Raw genomic sequence first — 19,891 nt, forward strand, 5'->3', positions numbered from 1 at the left:
AATTATAGGATAGTTTTTAAATCCAACAAATAAAGCACTGTTTTTGAAGATAAAAACCTTTAAAAAAAGGCCTGAAAAATCAAAATTATTAACGATCCATTACATTTTATCTCACCATTACCCCACAAAAGATAAACTGCTTCTCTACAGCTCAATAAAAAAAAGTTTTCAACACTACAACGTTTTCGTAATATAAATATTTTCCTATAAATAGGATCTATACAAAAAATACATACTTTAGATGCGTAATTAATAATTTATTAGCTTTAAAATTACGTATTTTGCTTTTTTACAGCCAATAATTAATGATTACAACTTTACTAATCTAAACCAAATCTTATCATGAAAAAAACAACCGGAATTTATTCCTTTTTGGCGATTACAGCTTTTTTTTGGTCCTGTTCTCAAAATGAAATAAATGAAACTGACACAAAAGCTGAAAGCCAGCAATTTAAAATCATCAATGTCACCAATCACGACGGAAAACCTTTTAGCACCGGAGATTCGAAATCATCGCTTACCGGAAAATATGTTGACAATCCGGGTGGCGGAGTAATGATGCAGGCTTTTTACTGGGATGTTCCTGCCGGCGGAAACTGGTGGAATACCATAAACACTAAACTTACAGACTGGTCGAATGCGGGAATTGGATCAATATGGCTTCCTCCTGCTTCAAAAGCACAAAACGGACCTTTCTCTATGGGGTATGATCCTACTGATTATTTTGATTTTGGAGATTACAATCAAAACGGAACCGTAGAAACCCGATTCGGATCCAAAGCCGAATTGGTAAGTGTAATTACAAAAGCACATGCCGAGAACATGAAAGTGTATGCTGATATTGTGATTAATCACAACAGTGGAGGTCAATCAGAAGCCAATCCATTTACAGGAACAAATACATGGACTAACTTTAACGGAGTTGCTTCTGGAAAATTCAAGCGTACTTATAATGACTTTTACAAAAACAGTTACGGAAATAATGACGAAGGTTCTTTTGGAGGATTTCCGGACCTCTGCCATGCTAATCCGTATGTTCAGGACTGGTTGTGGCTAAGAGCAGACGGAGTTGGTAAATATTACAAAAACACCATGAAATTTGATGGCTGGAGATTTGACTATGTAAAAGGTTTTGGTGCCTGGGTTATCAATGCATGGAATGCTAATGTTGGCGGATTTTCTGTCGGAGAATTATGGGATTCGAATGTAAATGTATTAAATGACTGGGCCAATAATGCAAACAGTTCTGTATTTGATTTTGCCTGTTATTACAAAATGAATGATGCCTTTGACGGCAATAATCTTGCCCTGTTAAACGATGACATGATGTGGAAAAGAAACCCATACAGAGCAGTTACTTTCGTTAGCAATCATGATACTGATGAGATTTCAAACAAATTATTAGCGTATTCCTATATTCTGACACACGAAGGATATCCAACAATATTCTACAGAGATTACGAGGAATGGCTGGATAAAAGTAAATTAAATAACCTGATCTGGATCCACAACAACAAAGCGACAGGAACAACTTCTATTTTGTACTCTGATAATGATGAGTATGTTGCGCGAAGAAATGGCTATAATGGAAATCCGGGATTAGTGGTTTACATCAACAACTCCACGACGTGGCAGGAAAGATGGATTCAAACGAATTGGGCTAATACTCAGATCAAGGATTTCACAGGAAATTCGACTTGGTTCCCAACTACGCAGGCAGATAAATGGGTAAAAATACAATGTCCTCCAAAAGGATATTCAGTTTGGTCAGTTAATCAGTAATTTAAAAAATGACTATTCTAAGGCTGTTCTAAAAAAACAGCCTTTTTTTGTGCTAAGAATTTTCTTTTTCTAAAAGAAAGACTTCCAAATTAAGAAGTGAATATTTTTATTACCACTTAATTAATAGTACTTTTGCATCCTATTTATACGAAAATATGAGTTTTTTAAAAGAAATACAACGCAGAAGAACATTCGGAATTATATCGCATCCTGATGCCGGTAAAACAACATTAACAGAAAAATTATTGTTGTTTGGAGGGGCTATTCAGGAAGCCGGTGCCGTAAAAAACAATAAAATAAAAAAGGGAGCAACGAGTGATTTCATGGAAATCGAACGCCAGAGAGGTATTTCGGTTTCGACATCTGTACTTGCTTTTAATTATAAAGACAAAAAAATCAATATTCTTGATACTCCGGGACACAAGGATTTTGCAGAAGATACGTTTAGAACTTTAACTGCCGTTGACAGTGTAATCGTTGTGATTGACGTTGCAAAAGGGGTTGAGGAACAAACTGAAAAACTGGTTGCCGTTTGCCGAATGAGAAACATCCCGATGATTGTTTTCATCAATAAATTAGACCGTGAAGGTAAAGATGCTTTTGACTTAATGGATGAAGTGGAACAGAAACTTGGACTAACGGTTACTCCTTTGAGTTTTCCGATCGGAATGGGTTATGATTTTCAGGGAATTTACAATTTATGGGAGCAAAACATTAATCTTTTTAGTGGAGACAGCCGTAAAAATATCGAAGAAACTATTGCTTTCTCAGATGTCCAAAATCCTGAATTAGAAAAAATTATCGGTCAGAAACCTGCTGACAGGCTTCGTGAAGAATTAGAATTAATTGATGAAGTGTATCCAAAATTTGATCGTCAGGATTATTTAGATGGAAAAATCCAGCCTGTATTTTTTGGTTCTGCTTTGAATAATTTTGGAGTTCGGGAGCTTTTAGATTGTTTTGTCGCCATCGCACCTTCGCCAAGAGCCAAAGATTCTGAAACACGATTAGTTGATCCTAAAGAAGAAAAAATGACCGGTTTTGTGTTTAAAATCCATGCCAATATGGATCCGAAACACCGAGATCGTTTAGCCTTTATCAAAATTGTTTCCGGTACTTTCGAAAGAAACAAACCTTATTACCACGTTCGCCAGAAGAAAAATTTAAAATTCTCCAGTCCGAATGCCTTCTTTGCCGAGAAAAAGGAAATCGTAGACATATCCTATCCTGGTGATATTGTAGGTTTACACGATACCGGTAACTTCAAAATCGGAGATACTTTAACGGAAGGGGAAATCATGAGTTTCAAAGGAATTCCGAGCTTCTCCCCGGAACATTTTAGATACATCAATAATGCTGATCCTATGAAAGCCAAGCAATTGGACAAAGGTGTTGATCAGTTAATGGATGAAGGTGTTGCGCAGTTATTTACTTTGGAATTGAATAATCGTAAAGTGATCGGAACTGTTGGAGCGCTTCAATATGAGGTAATTCAATATCGTTTAGAGCACGAATATGGCGCAAAATGTACCTACGAAAACTTCCCGGTTCATAAAGCATGCTGGGTAAAACCTGATGATGCAAAGAATGATGAATTTAAAGAATTCAAACGTATCAAACAAAAATTCTTAGCACATGATAAATATGGCCAGCTGGTATTTTTAGCTGATTCTGATTTTACGATTCAAATGACACAAAACAAATATCCAACGGTGAAGTTATTCTTTACATCAGAATTTGATTAATCCCTTCTCTAAGAAGAAAAATATAAAAAGGCTGTTTAAAATATTTTAAACAGTCTTTTTTCTTTATAAATTTAGCAATTCCCTCTATTTATTTCCATTGTAATTGATTCCCAATCCCCCGGCAATATAAATTTTAGTAAGTTCTTCTGCTCCAATAATTATATTTTGGTTTAGTTTACTTCCTTTAACTGCTTTTTTAGTAAAAGCAATTTCCTTTGAAAGATAATAATCACTTCCTGTAATAGTAACCATAAACGTTTTGCTGCTTTCTAAAACTTGCGCCACTATAGAAAAATCCCCTGTTTCCGGATTTATTTTTACTGCATTTTGTGAATCATTTATAGTAAGGTTCAAATTTGGATAGGTTTCTTTATTCAATGGTCTATTGGTTTTGGCTTCTAATAATTTACCTTTTATTGTGATCAAAATTTCTTTTTCAGCAACTTGACTGTAAGCTACTTTCCCTAGCTTATATGAATTTGGTTTCGTACTGGCTATCTCTGTTTTAACTGGTGTTTTTTCTTGCGCAGCAATATGTGACGTTATCAAAACAGAGGCTGCTACAGCTGCATATTTAAAATTATTGATTCTGAAGGTTTCATTATATTGAAATTCTTCTTCCAGCTGTGTTACTTTTAATCGGGCACAAATGTTTTTATCTTTAGTTTCTGCCACGAATCTAGCAACTTCTGAATTTGTTTTTCCACTCAAATCAATTACATTTTTCATACAGGAATCGCAAAATGAACCACTTGAATTAGGAATCATTTTATCAAAATTTTCAGAACAAGGGCTTGCTATTTCTAAGGTGAATTTCTTTTTCATACTATACTTTGTTTAAGTTAAAAATCCTTCAGGAAAGGTTCTTACTTATATAGAGTATATTTTTTGCAAAAAGGTTGGGAAGAAAAAAATAAATAAATAAATAAATAAATAAATAAATCTAGACTTTAATACGTTCATTTTTAAGCATAAAAAAAGCGCTAATGCAAATAATTAGCGCTTTTTTTTAATGTGAATTAATCAACCTTTACTAAGTCATTATATTCCAAAAAATAAACTTTTCTATTAGGAATCGCCAAATTAGTACAATACGACCGACGAAAGAAATTTAGTCGATGAAAGTAAATAAAATCAGGCAAACTGCACTTTAAGTTAGATTTGCATTTTTTATATAAAAAAAGCCCCATTTCCGGGGCTTTTAAAATTTATGCTTGTCCTGTCGGACCAAAATTAAGTGGTATTGGTGCTTGTTCAGTGTCTTTGATCTCGCCGTGGGCTACTTCAAAACGATGAATATTTTCACCTATTGCCTTAAATAATCTTTTAGCATGTTGGGGTGTCAAAACAATTCTTGACTTTACCTTGGCTTTAGGAATACCCGGCATAATGCTCACAAAATCTAAAACAAACTCTGATGAGGAGTGATTTATAATCGCAAGATTAGAATAAATTCCTTCTGCAATAGTTTCATCTAACTCAATATTAATTTGCTCCTGTTGTTGTTTCGGATTACTCATAGTTTCCTAATTAATAGATATATTCTTCTTTATTAGCCATCATTTCATTGTAATCGTCTTTAGATCCTACGATAGTATTATCGTATTCTCTCATACCAGTTCCCGCAGGAATTCTGTGTCCAACAATTACATTTTCTTTTAATCCTTCCAAATCATCTACTTTACCAGCTACAGCAGCCTCGTTAAGTACTTTTGTTGTTTCCTGGAAGGAAGCAGCAGAGATGAATGATTTAGTTTGTAGCGAAGCTCTTGTAATACCTTGCAGAACTGGTGTTGCTGTTGCAGTAATTACGTCTCTGGCTACAACCAGATTTTTATCATTTCGTTTCAGCAATGAGTTTTCATCACGTAAATCACGAGGTGTAATAATCTGACCTGGTTTTAATACGGCAGAATCTCCAGCGTCTTCAACTACTTTCATACCATATAATTTATCATTTTGAACGATAAAGTCTTTAGTGTGAATTAATTGATCTTCCAGGAATAATGTATCTCCCGGATCCTGAACTCTTACTTTACGCATCATTTGACGAATAACTACCTCAAAGTGCTTGTCATTGATTTTTACCCCTTGTAAACGGTATACCTCCTGAATTTCATTTACCAAATACTGTTGAACAGCAGCTGGTCCCTGAATTCTTAAAATATCATCTGGTGTAATTGCACCGTCAGACAATGGTACTCCTGCTCTTACGAAGTCATTTTCCTGTACTAAGATTTGGCTTGAAAGTTTAACTAAATACTTTTTAATCTCCCCAAATTTAGATTCGATAACAATTTCACGGTTACCTCTTTTGATTTTTCCAAAAGATACAACACCGTCAATTTCAGAAACAACTGCTGGATTAGAAGGGTTACGAGCCTCAAGCAACTCCGTAATTCTTGGTAAACCTCCTGTAATATCTCCTGCTTTAGAAGAACGACGTGGAATTTTAACCAATACTTTACCTGCTTTAATTTTCTCTCCATTCTCAACCATAAGGTGGGCTCCTACTGGTAAGTTATACGAACGAATCAATTCACCTTCTTTACCGTAAACCAATAAAGTTGGAATTAATTTTTTATTTCTGGCTTCAGAAATTACTTTTTCCTGGAATCCTGTCTGCTCATCGATTTCAACCATAAACGATTGTCCTTGCTCTAAATCTTCGTAAGCAATCTTACCTGTAAATTCAGAAACAATTACACCATTATATGGATCCCACTTACAGATAGTAGATCCTTTAGTAACTACTTCACCGTCCTTAACGAAAATACTAGATCCGTAAGGAATATTGTGTGTATTTAAAACGATTCCGGTTTTCTCGTCAACTAATTTTAATTCCGTTGAACGTGATACTACGATATCTACCGCATTACCTTCACTGTCTTCACCTTTTACAGTTTTTAAATCTTCAATCTCAAGTCTACCGTTGAATCTTGTAACAATACTAGACTCTTCAGAGATACCTCCTGCAACCCCTCCAACGTGGAACGTACGAAGTGTTAACTGTGTACCAGGCTCTCCAATAGACTGAGCTGCAATAACTCCTACTGCTTCACCTCTTTGTGTCATTTTACCAGTAGCTAAGTTTCTACCGTAACATTTAGCACAAATACCTTTTAAAGCTTCACAAGTTAATGGAGATCTAACTTCTACTTTTTCAATCGGAGAAGATTCAATAGCTCTCATAATCGCTTCCGTAATTTGTTGACCTGACTGAGCCATTACTTCATTAGTAAGAGGATTAATAACATCCTGCAATGCAACACGTCCTAAAATTCTTTCTCCTAAAGATTCAACAATTTCTTCATTTTTCTTCAAAGCAGATACTTCAACACCTCTTAAAGTTCCACAATCTTCGATGTTAACAATAACATCTTGTGAAACGTCATGAAGTCTTCTTGTCAAGTATCCGGCATCGGCAGTTTTAAGAGCCGTATCCGCAAGACCTTTACGAGCACCGTGAGTAGAAATGAAATACTCAAGAATCGAAAGACCTTCCTTAAAGTTAGAAAGAATCGGGTTTTCAATAATCTCACCACCACCAGCAGTAGATTTTTTAGGCTTAGCCATCAAACCACGCATACCGGTTAACTGACGAATCTGTTCTTTGGAACCCCTTGCTCCAGAGTCAAGCATCATATATACAGAGTTGAAACCTTGTTGGTCTTCTCTAATATTTTTCATTGCCAACTCTGTCAATTGAGCATTTGCTGAAGTCCATACGTCAATAACCTGGTTGTAACGTTCGTTATTGGTAATAAGACCCATGTTATAATTCACAGAAATACCTTCAACTTGCTCTCTGGCATCTGCAATTAATTTTGTTTTTTGCTCTGGAATTCTAATATCACCAAGAGAGAATGATAAACCTCCTCTAAAGGCAAATTTATAACCCATATCTTTCATATTGTCCAAGAAAGCAGCAGTAGTAGGTACATTGGTCACACTTAAAATGTGTCCAATAATATCTCTAAGGTTTTTCTTAGTCAATACATCATTGATATATCCGGCTGCTTCAGGTACTACTTCGTTAAATAATACACGTCCTGCAGTTGTCTGGATAATTTTGTACACTAATTCTCCGGCTTCATTAAAATCTTTTGCTCTAATTTTCACACGGGCATTCAATTCTAATCTTCCTTCGTTTAATGCAATATTTACTTCTTCAGCAGAATAGAAAATTAAGTCCTGACCTAAAATTACATGTTCTGGTGTAGAGATACGTTCTTTGGTCATATAATATAGACCCAAGACCATATCCTGAGAAGGTACAGTAATTGGCGCACCATTTGCAGGGTTAAGGATATTGTGAGAAGCCAACATTAATAATTGTGCCTCTAGAATAGCCTCTGGTCCTAATGGTAAGTGAACTGCCATCTGATCCCCATCAAAATCGGCGTTGAAAGCCGTACATACTAATGGGTGCAACTGGATTGCTTTTCCTTCAATTAATTTTGGCTGGAAAGCCTGAATACCAAGTCTGTGCAACGTAGGAGCACGGTTAAGTAATACCGGGTGACCTTTAATTACATTTTCAAGGATATCCCAAACTACAGGCTCTTTTTTGTCTATGATTTTCTTAGCAGATTTTACTGTTTTAACAATACCTCTTTCAATCAATTTACGGATTACGAAAGGCTTGTATAATTCAGATGCCATATCTTTTGGCAATCCGCATTCGAATAATTTTAATTCAGGACCAACAACAATTACCGAACGGGCAGAATAATCCACACGTTTTCCAAGTAAGTTTTGACGGAAACGTCCCTGCTTACCTTTTAAGGAATCTGATAATGATTTTAATGGTCTGTTAGATTCTGTTTTAACAGCAGAAGCTTTACGAGTGTTATCAAATAATGAATCTACAGATTCCTGCAACATACGTTTTTCGTTTCTTAAGATAACTTCAGGAGCTTTAATCTCCATTAATCTTTTCAAACGGTTGTTACGGATGATTACACGACGGTATAAGTCATTTAAATCTGAAGTTGCAAAACGACCTCCATCAAGTGGTACAAGCGGACGTAATTCCGGTGGAATAACAGGAACCACTTTCATAATCATCCATTCCGGACGGTTTTCGCGGTTTAAGTTAGACTCACGGAAAGACTCAACAACCTGTAATCTTTTTAGAGCTTCCGTTTTACGTTGTTTAGATGTTTCGTTATTAGCGCTGTGTCTTAGTTGGTAAGATAACTCGTCTAAGTCAATACGTGCCAATAAATCCATAATACATTCTGCTCCCATTTTGGCAACAAATTTATTTGGATCAAAATCATCTAAATATTGGTTTTCCTGTGGAAGAGTATCTAAAATATTCAAATATTCTTCTTTAGTTAAGAAATCTAATCTTTGTAATGATTCTCCATCTGCATTTTTAGCAATACCAGCCTGAATTACTACATATCTTTCGTAGTAAATGATCATATCTAATTTCTTAGACGGAAGACCAAGGATATAACCAATTTTGTTTGGAAGAGAACGGAAATACCAGATATGAGCAATTGGCACAACAAGATTGATGTGTCCTACTCTGTCTCTACGTACTTTTTTCTCTGTAACTTCAACACCACAACGGTCACAGATGATCCCTTTGTAACGAATTCTTTTATATTTACCACAAGCACATTCAAAATCCTTAACAGGTCCGAAGATTCTTTCGCAGAAAAGTCCGTCTCTTTCAGGTTTGTGTGTTCTGTAGTTGATTGTTTCCGGCTTTAAAACCTCTCCTCTTGACTCTTTCAAGATAGATTCAGGTGAAGCTAATCCAATAGAGATTTTGTTAAATCTTTTTACCGGATTCTTATCTTTATTATTATTTCTATTATTCATCATAGTTTTTACTATTGATTTATTTGCAATTAAAAAATTGATTTTCATCTAGTCTAAACTCAAATGTCATAAAATTTTTAAATCACGAATGACTTTCGACTTTTTAACTTTCAAACTTTCGACTTAAACACTACCTCGGATTACTTCTCTAAACTTCAGACTAATTCTGAAGTGCTAATTATAAAACTTTAGTTTCAATAAAAAATCGGAACGGGTTACGGGTATAAATCCTAAAAACTTTAATTCTGGTAAACAGTTTGAGTCCCAGCGTTCAGTTTAAACTGAATACTGAGACCGCAACTGATAACTTTTATTTATTCTTCTAAACGAATGTCTAGTCCAAGACCTTTCAATTCGTGCATCAATACATTGAATGATTCCGGCAAACCTGGTTCTGGCATAGACTCTCCCTTAACGATAGCTTCGTAAGTTTTAGCTCTACCAATAACGTCATCCGATTTAACTGTTAAGATTTCACGTAGCGTACTTGATGCTCCATAAGCTTCAAGTGCCCAAACCTCCATCTCTCCAAAACGCTGACCTCCAAATTGCGCTTTACCTCCAAGAGGTTGTTGCGTAATTAATGAGTATGGTCCGATAGAACGTGCGTGCATCTTATCATCAACCATGTGTCCTAATTTAAGCATGTAAATTACACCCACAGTTGCTGCCTGATGGAAACGCTCTCCAGTACCACCATCATAAAGATAGGTGTGTCCGAAACGTGGTACTCCAGCTTCATCAGTTAATTCATTAATTTGATCTAAAGAAGCACCATCAAAAATTGGAGTAGCAAATTTTCTACCTAAATTTTGTCCGGCCCATCCAAGAACAGTTTCATAAATCTGACCAATGTTCATACGTGAAGGTACCCCAAGTGGATTCAATACGATATCAACTGGTGTTCCGTCTTCAAGGAAAGGCATATCTTCATGACGAACGATTCTTGCAACAATACCTTTGTTACCGTGACGTCCTGCCATTTTATCCCCAACTTTCAGTTTACGTTTTTTAGCGATATAAATTTTCGCCAATTTCAGGATTCCGGATGGTAATTCATCACCAACTGTAATAGTGAATTTTTCTCTTCTTAAAGATCCTTGTAAGTCGTTCAGCTTAATTTTATAGTTGTGAATTAAATCATTAACCATTTTATTTGTAGCGTCATCAGCAACCCATTGACCTTTGCTTAAGTGAGCAAAATCTTCTACTGCGTAAAGCATTTTCTGAGTATATTTTTTACCTTTTGGTAAAACTTCTTCACCCAAATCATTCATTACACCCTGAGATGTTTTTCCGTTAACGATCAGGAACAATTTCTCTACCAATCTGTCTTTTAATTCAACAAATTTAGTTTCGAATTCCATTTCTAAAGCGCCCAAAGCATCTTTATCCTGAGTACGTTTACGTTTATCTTTTACGGCCCTTGCAAATAATTTTTTGTCAAGAACTACACCGTGTAAAGATGGAGAAGCTTTTAATGAAGCATCTTTTACATCACCCGCTTTATCCCCGAAGATTGCACGAAGCAATTTCTCTTCCGGAGTTGGATCTGATTCTCCTTTTGGTGTAATTTTTCCGATTAGAATGTCGCCAGGCTTAACCTCTGCTCCAATTCTGATCATACCGTTTTCATCTAAATCTTTAGTAGCTTCTTCAGAAACGTTAGGAATATCGTTTGTTAACTCTTCATTTCCTAACTTAGTATCTCTAACCTCTAATGAATAATCATCAACGTGGATAGAAGTAAAAATATCATCACGAACTACTTTCTCTGAAATTACAATCGCATCCTCAAAGTTATACCCTTTCCATGGCATGAACGCAACTTTTAAGTTTCTACCTAAAGCTAATTCACCATTTTGAGTAGCATATCCTTCTGATAATACCTGACCAAGACTAACTCTGTCACCTTTTCTTACGATTGGCTTCAGGTTGATACTTGTTCCCTGATTGGTTTTTCTAAATTTAATTAAGTTGTAAGTTTTCTCATCAGCATCAAAACTAACCATTCTTTCATCTTCAGTACGGTCGTATTTGATAGTAATGATATTAGCATCTACATATTCTACAGTTCCATCTCCTTCAGCATTAATCAATACTCTGGAGTCTGAAGCTACCTGACGCTCTAAACCTGTACCAACGATTGGTGCTTCCGGACGGATCAAAGGAACCGCCTGACGCATCATGTTAGATCCCATCAAGGCTCTATTCGCATCATCATGTTCCAGAAAAGGAATTAATGAAGCCGAAATCGAAGCAATCTGGTTAGGAGCAACGTCTGTATAATGTACTGCTGATGGCTCAACAACCGGGAAGTCACCTTCCTCACGAGCAATAACATTGCTAGCTGTAATTTTACCTGAAGCATCCATTTCAATGTTCGCCTGAGCAATCATTTTTCCTTCTTCTTCTTCAGCACTTAAATATATAGGAGTACTTTCTAAATCAACTACACCATTTGTAACTTTACGGTATGGAGTTTCGATGAAACCCATTCCGTTAACTTTTGCATAAACACCAAGAGATGAAATCAAACCAATGTTTGGTCCCTCCGGAGTTTCAATCGGACATAAACGGCCATAGTGTGTATAGTGAACGTCACGAACCTCAAAACCAGCTCTCTCTCTCGAAAGTCCACCAGGTCCAAGTGCAGATAATCTTCTCTTGTGTGTAATCTCAGCTAATGGATTCGTTTGATCCATAAATTGAGACAACTGGTTCGTACCAAAGAAAGAGTTGATAACCGATGATAATGTTTTAGCATTAATCAAATCGATTGGTGTAAACACCTCGTTATCTCTAACGTTCATTCTCTCACGAATAGTTCTTGCCATACGTGCTAAACCAACACCGAATTGTTGAGACAATTGTTCTCCAACTGTTCTAACACGACGGTTTGATAAGTGATCAATATCATCAATCTCTGCTTTAGAGTTGATCAATTCGATCAAATATTTTACAATGGTAATGATATCTTCTTTGGTAAGCACTTGCTTTTCCATTGGGATATCTAAACCAAGTTTTTTGTTCATTCTGTAACGACCAACTTCACCTAAGTTATAACGTTGATCAGAGAAGAACAATTTATCTATAATACCACGAGCAGTTTCCTCATCAGGCGGTTCAGCGTTACGCAACTGACGGTAAATGTGCTCTACAGCTTCTTTTTCAGAGTTTGTTGGATCTTTTTGTAATGTATTGTGGATAATAGCATAATCTGCCTGATTATTATCCTCTTTGTGTAACAAAATAGATTTAACGTTAGAATCGATGATTTCTTCAACATTATCTTTATCGATAATAGTATCTCTATCAAGGATGATTTCGTTACGTTCGATAGAAACTACCTCACCGGTATCTTCATCAACGAAATCCTCGTGCCAGGTGTTCAATACACGTGCAGCAAGTCTTCTTCCAATATATTTTTTAATACCTGTTTTAGAAACTTTAATTTCTTCAGCAAGGTCGAAAATCTCAAGGATATCCTTGTCTCTTTCGAATCCAATTGCACGGAACAAAGTTGTAACCGGTAATTTTTTCTTTCTATCGATATAAGCGTACATTACGCTGTTGATATCTGTAGAGAATTCTATCCAGGAACCTTTAAAAGGAATTACTCTGGCAGAATAAAGTTTTGTTCCATTTGCGTGGAATGACTGACCAAAGAAAACCCCAGGAGAACGGTGTAGTTGAGATACTACTACACGCTCAGCACCATTGATAACAAAAGTACCGCTTGGAGTCATATAAGGTATTGTTCCAAGATAAACATCTTGTACAATAGTTTCAAAATCTTCGTGTTCTGGATCAGTACAGTATAGTTTTAACCTGGCTTTTAAAGGCACACTATACGTAAGACCTCTCTCTATACATTCTTGAATTGTATAACGTGGCGGATCAACAAAATAATCTAGGAATTCCAATACAAAGTTGTTTCTTGTATCTGTAATTGGAAAGTTTTCCATGAAGGTGTTGTACAACCCTTCGTTGCCTCTTTCGTCAGATTTAGTTTCTAATTGAAAAAAATCTTTAAAAGATTTAACCTGAACATCTAAGAAATCCGGATAGTCAGGAATATTTTTTGTAGAGGCAAAATTCAATCTTTCAGTCTGATTTGTTATCATCAATGGACAAAATTTTGATTAAAAAAAAGTAATTTTTTGTGTAAAAACACATTGTTTAATCTATACTTTCTTATTATAATCAATACATCTTTAAAAATAAACTGGTAAAATTCAGTTCAATTTTTTTTCTTCGTATTGATCAAAAACTTTTTCGTATTTTAAACTATTTGATAATAAAACTTGATATATTTTATTATACGAAAAATGGTTTAGGCCATTGAGCGTTCACTCAAGACCTAAACCTAGTTCTTAAAACTGAGTTGAATTATTTAAGCTCAACTACAGCTCCAGCTTCTTCTAATGATTTTTTAAGACCTTCAGCCTCTTCTTTAGAAACACCTTCTTTAACGTTACTTGGAGCACCGTCAACTACATCTTTAGCTTCTTTCAAACCTAAACCTGTAAGTTCTTTAACTAATTTTACAACAGCTAATTTAGAAGCACCAGCTTCTTTTAATACTACTGTAAATTCAGTTTGTGCTTCTTCAGCAGCACCTTCTCCACCACCAGCAGCAACTACTACAGCTGCAGCAGCAGGCTCGATACCATACTCATCTTTTAATATTGTTGCTAATTCGTTAACTTCTTTAACTGTTAGGTTAACTAATTGTTCTGCGAATTGTTTCAAATCTGCCATTTTTTCTATCGTTTAAAATGATTTGTAAAATTATAATTTATTTGTGTGTGCGAATTTATTAACACAAAAGACAATAGTCTTTTATATTATGCTTCCTCAGTTGCTGCTTCTGATTCTTCTCCAGCAAACTTGTTTTGAAGAGCAGAAATAATTCTTTGAGCTGGTGATTGTAACAATCCAATAAGTTCTCCAAGAAGTTCTTCTTTAGATTTAATAGTTGCTAACGCATCTAATTGATCATCTCCAATATAAATTTCAGAATTTATATAAGCTCCTTTTAATAAAGGTTTAGCTGATTTTTTTCTGAAATCTTTAATTATTTTTCCAGGTGCATTTGCAATATCTGAAATAAAAATAGCACTATTACCAGTCAATACTGAAGGTAAATCACCATAGTCATTAGCAGAAGCTTCCATTGCTTTTGCAAGCAAAGTATTTTTTACAACCTCTAATTTAATACCTGCTTTAAAGCAAGCTCTTCTTAAGCTTGAAGTTGTTTCTGCATTTAATCCAGAAATATCAGATACATAAATAATATTTGTACCAGCTAACTGTGCAGTTAAATCTTCAATCGCGATTGATTTTTCTTCTCTAGTCATACTAAAAATTATTAACTACCAATTATACTGCTTTAGGGTCCAATGCAATTGCAGGACTCATAGTGCTTGTAAGGTGAATACCTTTAATGTAGGTACCTTTAGCAGCAGTTGGTTTAAGTTTGATTAATGTTTGAATAATTTCGTGTGCATTGTCATAAATTTGCTCAGCTCCAAAAGAAACTTTACCAATTCCTGCATGTACGATACCAGTTTTATCAACTTTAAAGTCAATTTTACCAGCTTTAACCTCTGCAACAGCTTTTGCAACATCCATAGTTACAGTACCTGTTTTAGGGTTTGGCATTAAACCTCTAGGTCCTAAAATACGACCTAATGGACCTAATTTACCCATAACAGCCGGCATAGTGATAATAACATCAACATCTGTCCAACCATCTTTAATTTTTTGTAAATAATCGTCAAGACCTACATAATCAGCTCCAGCTTCTTTAGCTTCAGCTTCTTTATCCGGAGTAACTAATGCTAGTACTTTAACGTCTTTACCTGTTCCGTGAGGTAATGTAACTACACCTCTAACCATTTGATTCGCTTTTCTTGGATCTACACCCAAACGAACTGCGATATCAACAGACTCATCAAATTTTGCAGAAGCTATAACTTTAATCAATGCAGCTGCATCTTTCAAAGAGTATAGTTTGTTCTTTTCAATTTTTGAAGCAGCCTCTTTTTGCTTTTTTGTTAATTTTGCCATTTCTTTCTCTTAATTAAAAAGGAGCATCTCCTGATACAGTTATACCCATAGATCTAGCAGTTCCAGCGATCATGCTCATTGCAGATTCGATTGTGAATGCATTTAGATCTACCATTTTATCTTCAGCAATAGCTTTGATAACGTCCCAAGTAACACTAGCTACTTTTTTACGATTTGGTTCACCTGATCCAGACTTTAGCTTTGCAGCTTCCAATAATTGGACAGCAGCTGGAGGAGTTTTTACAACAAAATCAAATGATTTGTCTTTATACACAGTAATTTGTACTGGGCATATTTTGCCAGGTTTATCTTGTGTTCTAGCATTGAACTGCTTACAGAACTCCATGATATTAACCCCAGCAGCTCCTAAAGCAGGTCCAACCGGTGGCGACGGATTCGCAGCACCTCCCTTAACTTGTAGTTTAACTACCTTACTAATTTCTTTAGCCATTTTTTAAAAAATTTAACACCATAATCATTGGAAGCGACTGTGGTGGTTATTATAGATGTAACAAAAATTATACTTTTTCAACTTGCATAAAACTCAATTCCAATGGTGTTTTTCTTCCGAAAATCTTAACCATTACTTCAAGTTTACGCTTTTCTTCATTGATTTTTTCAACCGTACCATTAAACCCGTTAAAAGGACCATCGATCACTTTAACAGTTTCACCTAAGTTAAACGGAATAGCGCGAGTATCTGTATTTACAGCTAACTCATCTACTTTTCCTAACATACGATTTACTTCAGAAAGTCTCAAAGGAACAGGTTCCCCTCCTTTAATCTCACCTAAAAATCCGATTACACTAGTAATAGACTTAATAATATGAGGTATCTCACCAATCAAGTTGGCTTCGATCATAACATATCCAGGAAAATAAACTTTATCCTTAGACATTTTCTTTCCTTCTTTTACAGTAACTACTTTTTCTGTAGGCACTAAAACTTGGGAAACATAATCACCCATACCTAGTCTGGCAATTTCAGTTTCGATATAAGCTTTGACTTTATTTTCTTGTCCGCTTACAGCTCTAACCACATACCATTTTTTCACATTATTATCTGCCATCACAAAAAAATTATCCTTTTAACCAGTTAAAAAATCCAGCCAAAGCTTTTGCAAAAAATTCGTCTACTCCCCATGTTGCCAAGGCGAATAAAACCGAAAATACAGCCACAACAATTGTCAATTTTTGAACCTCAGCCCAAGCAGGCCAAGTAACATTTGACTTCAACTCTTCGAAAGCCTCTGATAAATAATTAGTAACTTTTGTCATTTGATATATTTTATATTGCACGGGCGGAGGGATTCGAACCCCCATCAACGGTTTTGGAGACCGCTATTCTACCCTTGAACTACGCCCGTAATTAAAAGCCAGTGATTTCAGTTAAGAAAATCAACTGGCTTTTTATAGTTTTTTTTTATAGGATTATCCTACGATTTCAGTCACCTGACCTGCACCTACAGTTCTACCACCTTCACGGATAGCAAAACGTAAACCTACGCTCATTGCGATTGGGCTTAACAAAGCAACATTGATAGTCAAGTTATCTCCTGGCATTACCATCTCTACTCCTTCTGGTAAAGTAATAACTCCTGTTACGTCAGTTGTACGTACGTAGAACTGTGGACGGTAGTTATTATGGAATGGAGTGTGACGTCCACCTTCTTCTTTTTTCAAGATATAAACCTCAGCTTTGAAAGTAGCGTGTGGTTTTACTGATCCTGGCTTAATGATAACCATTCCTCTTTTGATAGATTCTTTATCAACACCTCTTAACAACAAACCTACGTTATCTCCAGCTTCACCTCTGTCAAGGATTTTACGGAACATCTCAACTCCTGTAATAGTAGAAGTTAATTTATCAGCTCCCATACCAATGATTTCAACAGCATCACCTGTATTAGCAATACCAGTTTCGATACGACCTGTAGCAACAGTTCCACGACCAGTAATTGTAAATACATCCTCAACTGGCATCAAGAATGGTTTTGCAGTATCACGAACTGGCTCTTCGATCCAAGAATCTACAGCTTCCATCAATTCAATAATTTTAGGAACCCAAGCAGGATCATTATTCAATCCTCCTAAAGCAGAACCTTGAACAACAGGACCATTATCTCCATCATATTCGTAGAAAGATAATAAATCTCTGATTTCCATTTCAACAAGCTCTAATAACTCAGCGTCATCAACCATGTCTACTTTGTTCATGAAAACTACCATTCTAGGAATACCAACCTGGCGACCTAAAAGGATGTGCTCACGAGTTTGTGGCATTGGACCATCTGTAGCAGCAACTACCAAGATAGCTCCGTCCATTTGAGCAGCACCAGTAACCATGTTCTTTACGTAATCCGCGTGACCTGGACAGTCAACGTGAGCGTAGTGACGATTAGCTGTTTCATACTCTACGTGTGATGTATTAATAGTAATACCTCTTTCTTTCTCCTCTGGAGCGTTATCGATTTGATCAAACGATTTTGCTTGACAGTAACCAGCATCAGACAATACTTTTGTAATTGCTGCAGTTAATGTAGTTTTTCCGTGATCCACGTGTCCAATTGTACCTATGTTTAAGTGCGGTTTGGAACGATTAAAATTCTCCTTTGCCATTTTACTTAATTTTTAATCTTAGTTATATATTAATTTTCAATTTCCTACTTACTTGAGCCAATGTCGGGAATTGAACCCGAGACCTCTTCCTTACCAAGGAAGCACTCTACCCCTGAGCTACACCGGCAGAATCCTTGATTTAAGAGTCTAATTCAGCATTTTTGTTTTATTCAAACACAAAATCCGAAAAACACAATCTAAAAATTCATTTTGTGGGGAGAGCAGGATTCGAACCTGCGAAGTTTACACAGCAGATTTACAGTCTGCCCTCGTTGGCCGCTTGAGTATCTCCCCTAATTTTTTAAAATTCCATTATTTTAAAAGAACCTGTTTCAAATCGCATTTGAAACCTTTTTTTGAGCCGGCGGAGGGACTCGAACCCACGACCTGCTGATTACAAATCAGCTGCTCTAGCCAACTGAGCTACGCTGGCAATAACATTAAAAAAGTCCGCTATTTCTAACGGACTGCAAATGTAGCTATTTTATCTTTGAATCAAAACATTTTTTGAAAAAAATTTTAATTATATGTGCGTTCTTATTTTTTCTTTCCTTTTTACCAGCAAACGTTCTAAAGATTCTGCCGAAAGCTCCACCGCTTCTTCAAAAGTTTTGCACTGCTTTTTAACCAAAAAATCATCCCCAGGAACATGAATCTTTATCTCTACCGCCTTATTTTCCTTATCACTCGTTCTTTCAACTTTTAAAAAAACATCTGCCGAAACCACACGATCGTAGTATTTTTCCAATTTATCCATTCTTTCCTGAATAAAATCTACCAACTTTCTGTCAACAGTAAAGTTAACTGCATGAACATCTACCTTCATAATATAAATTTTAGGGTTAAACATTAAGAATTACTATTTATTCCTTGGATGCGCCTTACCGTATACTTTTTTAAGCTCTGCCAGACTATTATGAGTATAAACCTGTGTTGACGCCAAGCTGGAATGCCCTAATAATTCTTTAACTGAATTTAAATCTGCTCCGTTATTCAATAAATGAGTCGCAAAAGTATGCCTGAGGACATGAGGACTTTTTTTTACCTTTTCAGAGACTTTACTAAAGTATGAATTTATTAATCGATACACAAAAGATTCACTTAATTTTAATCCTTTTTTAGAAATAAAAAAATAATCCTCATCAACGATTTTTTCAACAGAAACCCTTTCACTTAAATACAATTTAAACTGCTCCGCAATAACCGGAAGAATCGGAATTATACGCTCCTTATTCCTCTTTCCCAAAACCTTAATTACATTCGACGATAAATCAACATTAGAAACCATTAAATGTATCAGCTCCGCTCTTCGTATTCCTGTTGTATAAAACAAATCAACAATTAATTTATTGCGTATTTCCTCAAAACCAACCGGATTGTCAACCGCTTCCATCAAATCAGTAAGTTCTTTTTCAGAAAACGGAATCTGAATAATTTTAGGCGTTTTTAATGCCTTATGCTTTAACATGGGATTTATTTCTATCTGCTTGATTTTTAAAAGAAATCTGTAATATGCCTTTAATGAAGCTATTTTTCTATTTACAGAAACATTAGCAATATCCTGATCAACCAAAGAAACAATCCAACTCCTGACCTGACTGTAATGCGCCTGCTCTATACCTTCCTGTTCAAAATGAGTTTTATTGAACATTTCAAAAAATAAAATATCATTTAAATAAGCATGAACCGTATGAGGCGAATATTTCTTCTCTAATTGAAGATAATCCCGAAATGCTTCTTTATTTGTCTTCATAAGAATCCTGTACTTATATATATTATAAACAAAAACACAACCTTGCTCAACACCGTTTTAAAAACATTAACACCAGAAA

15 protein-coding genes and 4 tRNA genes are annotated in these 19,891 nt (G+C 35.6%); 2 read left to right on the top strand and 17 right to left on the bottom strand.

What is annotated here, in order from left to right; genetic code table 11:
• Window positions 1–342 precede the first annotated feature (342 nt).
• Complete coding sequence (locus HAV12_RS18810) at window positions 343–1,782, top strand: alpha-amylase (protein ID WP_171570997.1); 1,440 nt, start codon at window positions 343–345, stop codon at window positions 1,780–1,782.
• Window positions 1,783–1,937: 155 nt separating this feature from the next.
• On the top strand, window positions 1,938–3,527 hold the full coding sequence (locus HAV12_RS18815; protein ID WP_171570998.1) for a peptide chain release factor 3: 1,590 nt from the start codon (window positions 1,938–1,940) through the stop codon (window positions 3,525–3,527).
• 84 nt (window positions 3,528–3,611) lie between these two features.
• Here the strand turns inward: HAV12_RS18815 and HAV12_RS18820 are convergent, their stop codons facing one another.
• The 17 genes from HAV12_RS18820 to HAV12_RS18900 form a co-directional block, all read right to left on the bottom strand.
• Window positions 3,612–4,352: a hypothetical protein gene (locus HAV12_RS18820; RefSeq protein WP_171570999.1), complete on the bottom strand. Its 741-nt coding sequence runs from the start codon at window positions 4,350–4,352 to the stop codon at window positions 3,612–3,614.
• 383 nt (window positions 4,353–4,735) lie between these two features.
• Window positions 4,736–5,047 (bottom strand): DUF3467 domain-containing protein, encoded by a 312-nt coding sequence (locus HAV12_RS18825; RefSeq protein WP_127340286.1) that lies wholly within the window; start codon window positions 5,045–5,047, stop codon window positions 4,736–4,738.
• Between the two features lie 10 nt (window positions 5,048–5,057).
• Entirely contained in the window at window positions 5,058–9,368 is a 4,311-nt protein-coding gene (gene rpoC, locus HAV12_RS18830; RefSeq protein ID WP_171571725.1) for a DNA-directed RNA polymerase subunit beta', read from the bottom strand.
• A 311-nt stretch (window positions 9,369–9,679) separates the two neighbouring features.
• Complete coding sequence (rpoB, locus tag HAV12_RS18835) at window positions 9,680–13,492, bottom strand: DNA-directed RNA polymerase subunit beta (protein ID WP_127340345.1); 3,813 nt, start codon at window positions 13,490–13,492, stop codon at window positions 9,680–9,682.
• A 265-nt stretch (window positions 13,493–13,757) separates the two neighbouring features.
• On the bottom strand, window positions 13,758–14,129 hold the full coding sequence (gene rplL, locus HAV12_RS18840) for a 50S ribosomal protein L7/L12 (RefSeq protein ID WP_007807437.1): 372 nt from the start codon (window positions 14,127–14,129) through the stop codon (window positions 13,758–13,760).
• Between the two features lie 86 nt (window positions 14,130–14,215).
• A complete protein-coding gene (gene rplJ / locus HAV12_RS18845) occupies window positions 14,216–14,728 on the bottom strand; it encodes a 50S ribosomal protein L10 (RefSeq protein WP_132038189.1) in 513 nt (170 codons plus the stop codon).
• Window positions 14,729–14,750: 22 nt separating this feature from the next.
• On the bottom strand, window positions 14,751–15,440 hold the full coding sequence (rplA, locus tag HAV12_RS18850; protein WP_007807440.1) for a 50S ribosomal protein L1: 690 nt from the start codon (window positions 15,438–15,440) through the stop codon (window positions 14,751–14,753).
• A gap of 13 nt (window positions 15,441–15,453) precedes the next feature.
• Window positions 15,454–15,891 carry a 50S ribosomal protein L11 gene (gene rplK, locus HAV12_RS18855; RefSeq protein ID WP_007807442.1) on the bottom strand — a complete coding sequence of 146 codons (438 nt, stop codon included), beginning with the start codon at window positions 15,889–15,891 and terminating at the stop codon, window positions 15,454–15,456.
• 67 nt (window positions 15,892–15,958) lie between these two features.
• Window positions 15,959–16,510, bottom strand: coding sequence for a transcription termination/antitermination protein NusG (nusG, locus tag HAV12_RS18860; RefSeq protein WP_026985793.1), 552 nt, complete (start codon window positions 16,508–16,510; stop codon window positions 15,959–15,961).
• A gap of 10 nt (window positions 16,511–16,520) precedes the next feature.
• Window positions 16,521–16,718: a preprotein translocase subunit SecE gene (secE, locus tag HAV12_RS18865; RefSeq protein ID WP_041517377.1), complete on the bottom strand. Its 198-nt coding sequence runs from the start codon at window positions 16,716–16,718 to the stop codon at window positions 16,521–16,523.
• An 18-nt stretch (window positions 16,719–16,736) separates the two neighbouring features.
• Window positions 16,737–16,807, bottom strand: a tRNA-Trp gene (locus HAV12_RS18870).
• 64 nt (window positions 16,808–16,871) lie between these two features.
• Complete coding sequence (gene tuf, locus HAV12_RS18875) at window positions 16,872–18,059, bottom strand: elongation factor Tu (protein WP_089481524.1); 1,188 nt, start codon at window positions 18,057–18,059, stop codon at window positions 16,872–16,874.
• 55 nt (window positions 18,060–18,114) lie between these two features.
• A tRNA-Thr gene (locus HAV12_RS18880) sits at window positions 18,115–18,186 on the bottom strand.
• Window positions 18,187–18,272: 86 nt separating this feature from the next.
• Window positions 18,273–18,353 (bottom strand) — tRNA-Tyr (locus tag HAV12_RS18885).
• Window positions 18,354–18,418: 65 nt separating this feature from the next.
• Window positions 18,419–18,492 (bottom strand) — tRNA-Thr (locus HAV12_RS18890).
• Window positions 18,493–18,582: 90 nt separating this feature from the next.
• Window positions 18,583–18,885 carry a ribosome hibernation-promoting factor, HPF/YfiA family gene (gene hpf / locus HAV12_RS18895; RefSeq protein ID WP_132038187.1) on the bottom strand — a complete coding sequence of 101 codons (303 nt, stop codon included), beginning with the start codon at window positions 18,883–18,885 and terminating at the stop codon, window positions 18,583–18,585.
• A 33-nt stretch (window positions 18,886–18,918) separates the two neighbouring features.
• Window positions 18,919–19,812: a tyrosine-type recombinase/integrase gene (locus HAV12_RS18900; RefSeq protein WP_171571000.1), complete on the bottom strand. Its 894-nt coding sequence runs from the start codon at window positions 19,810–19,812 to the stop codon at window positions 18,919–18,921.
• Window positions 19,813–19,891: the final 79 nt, after the last annotated feature.

It is taken from the genome of Flavobacterium sp. CLA17 (assembly GCF_013112255.2).
GTDB lineage: Bacteria > Bacteroidota > Bacteroidia > Flavobacteriales > Flavobacteriaceae > Flavobacterium > Flavobacterium circumlabens.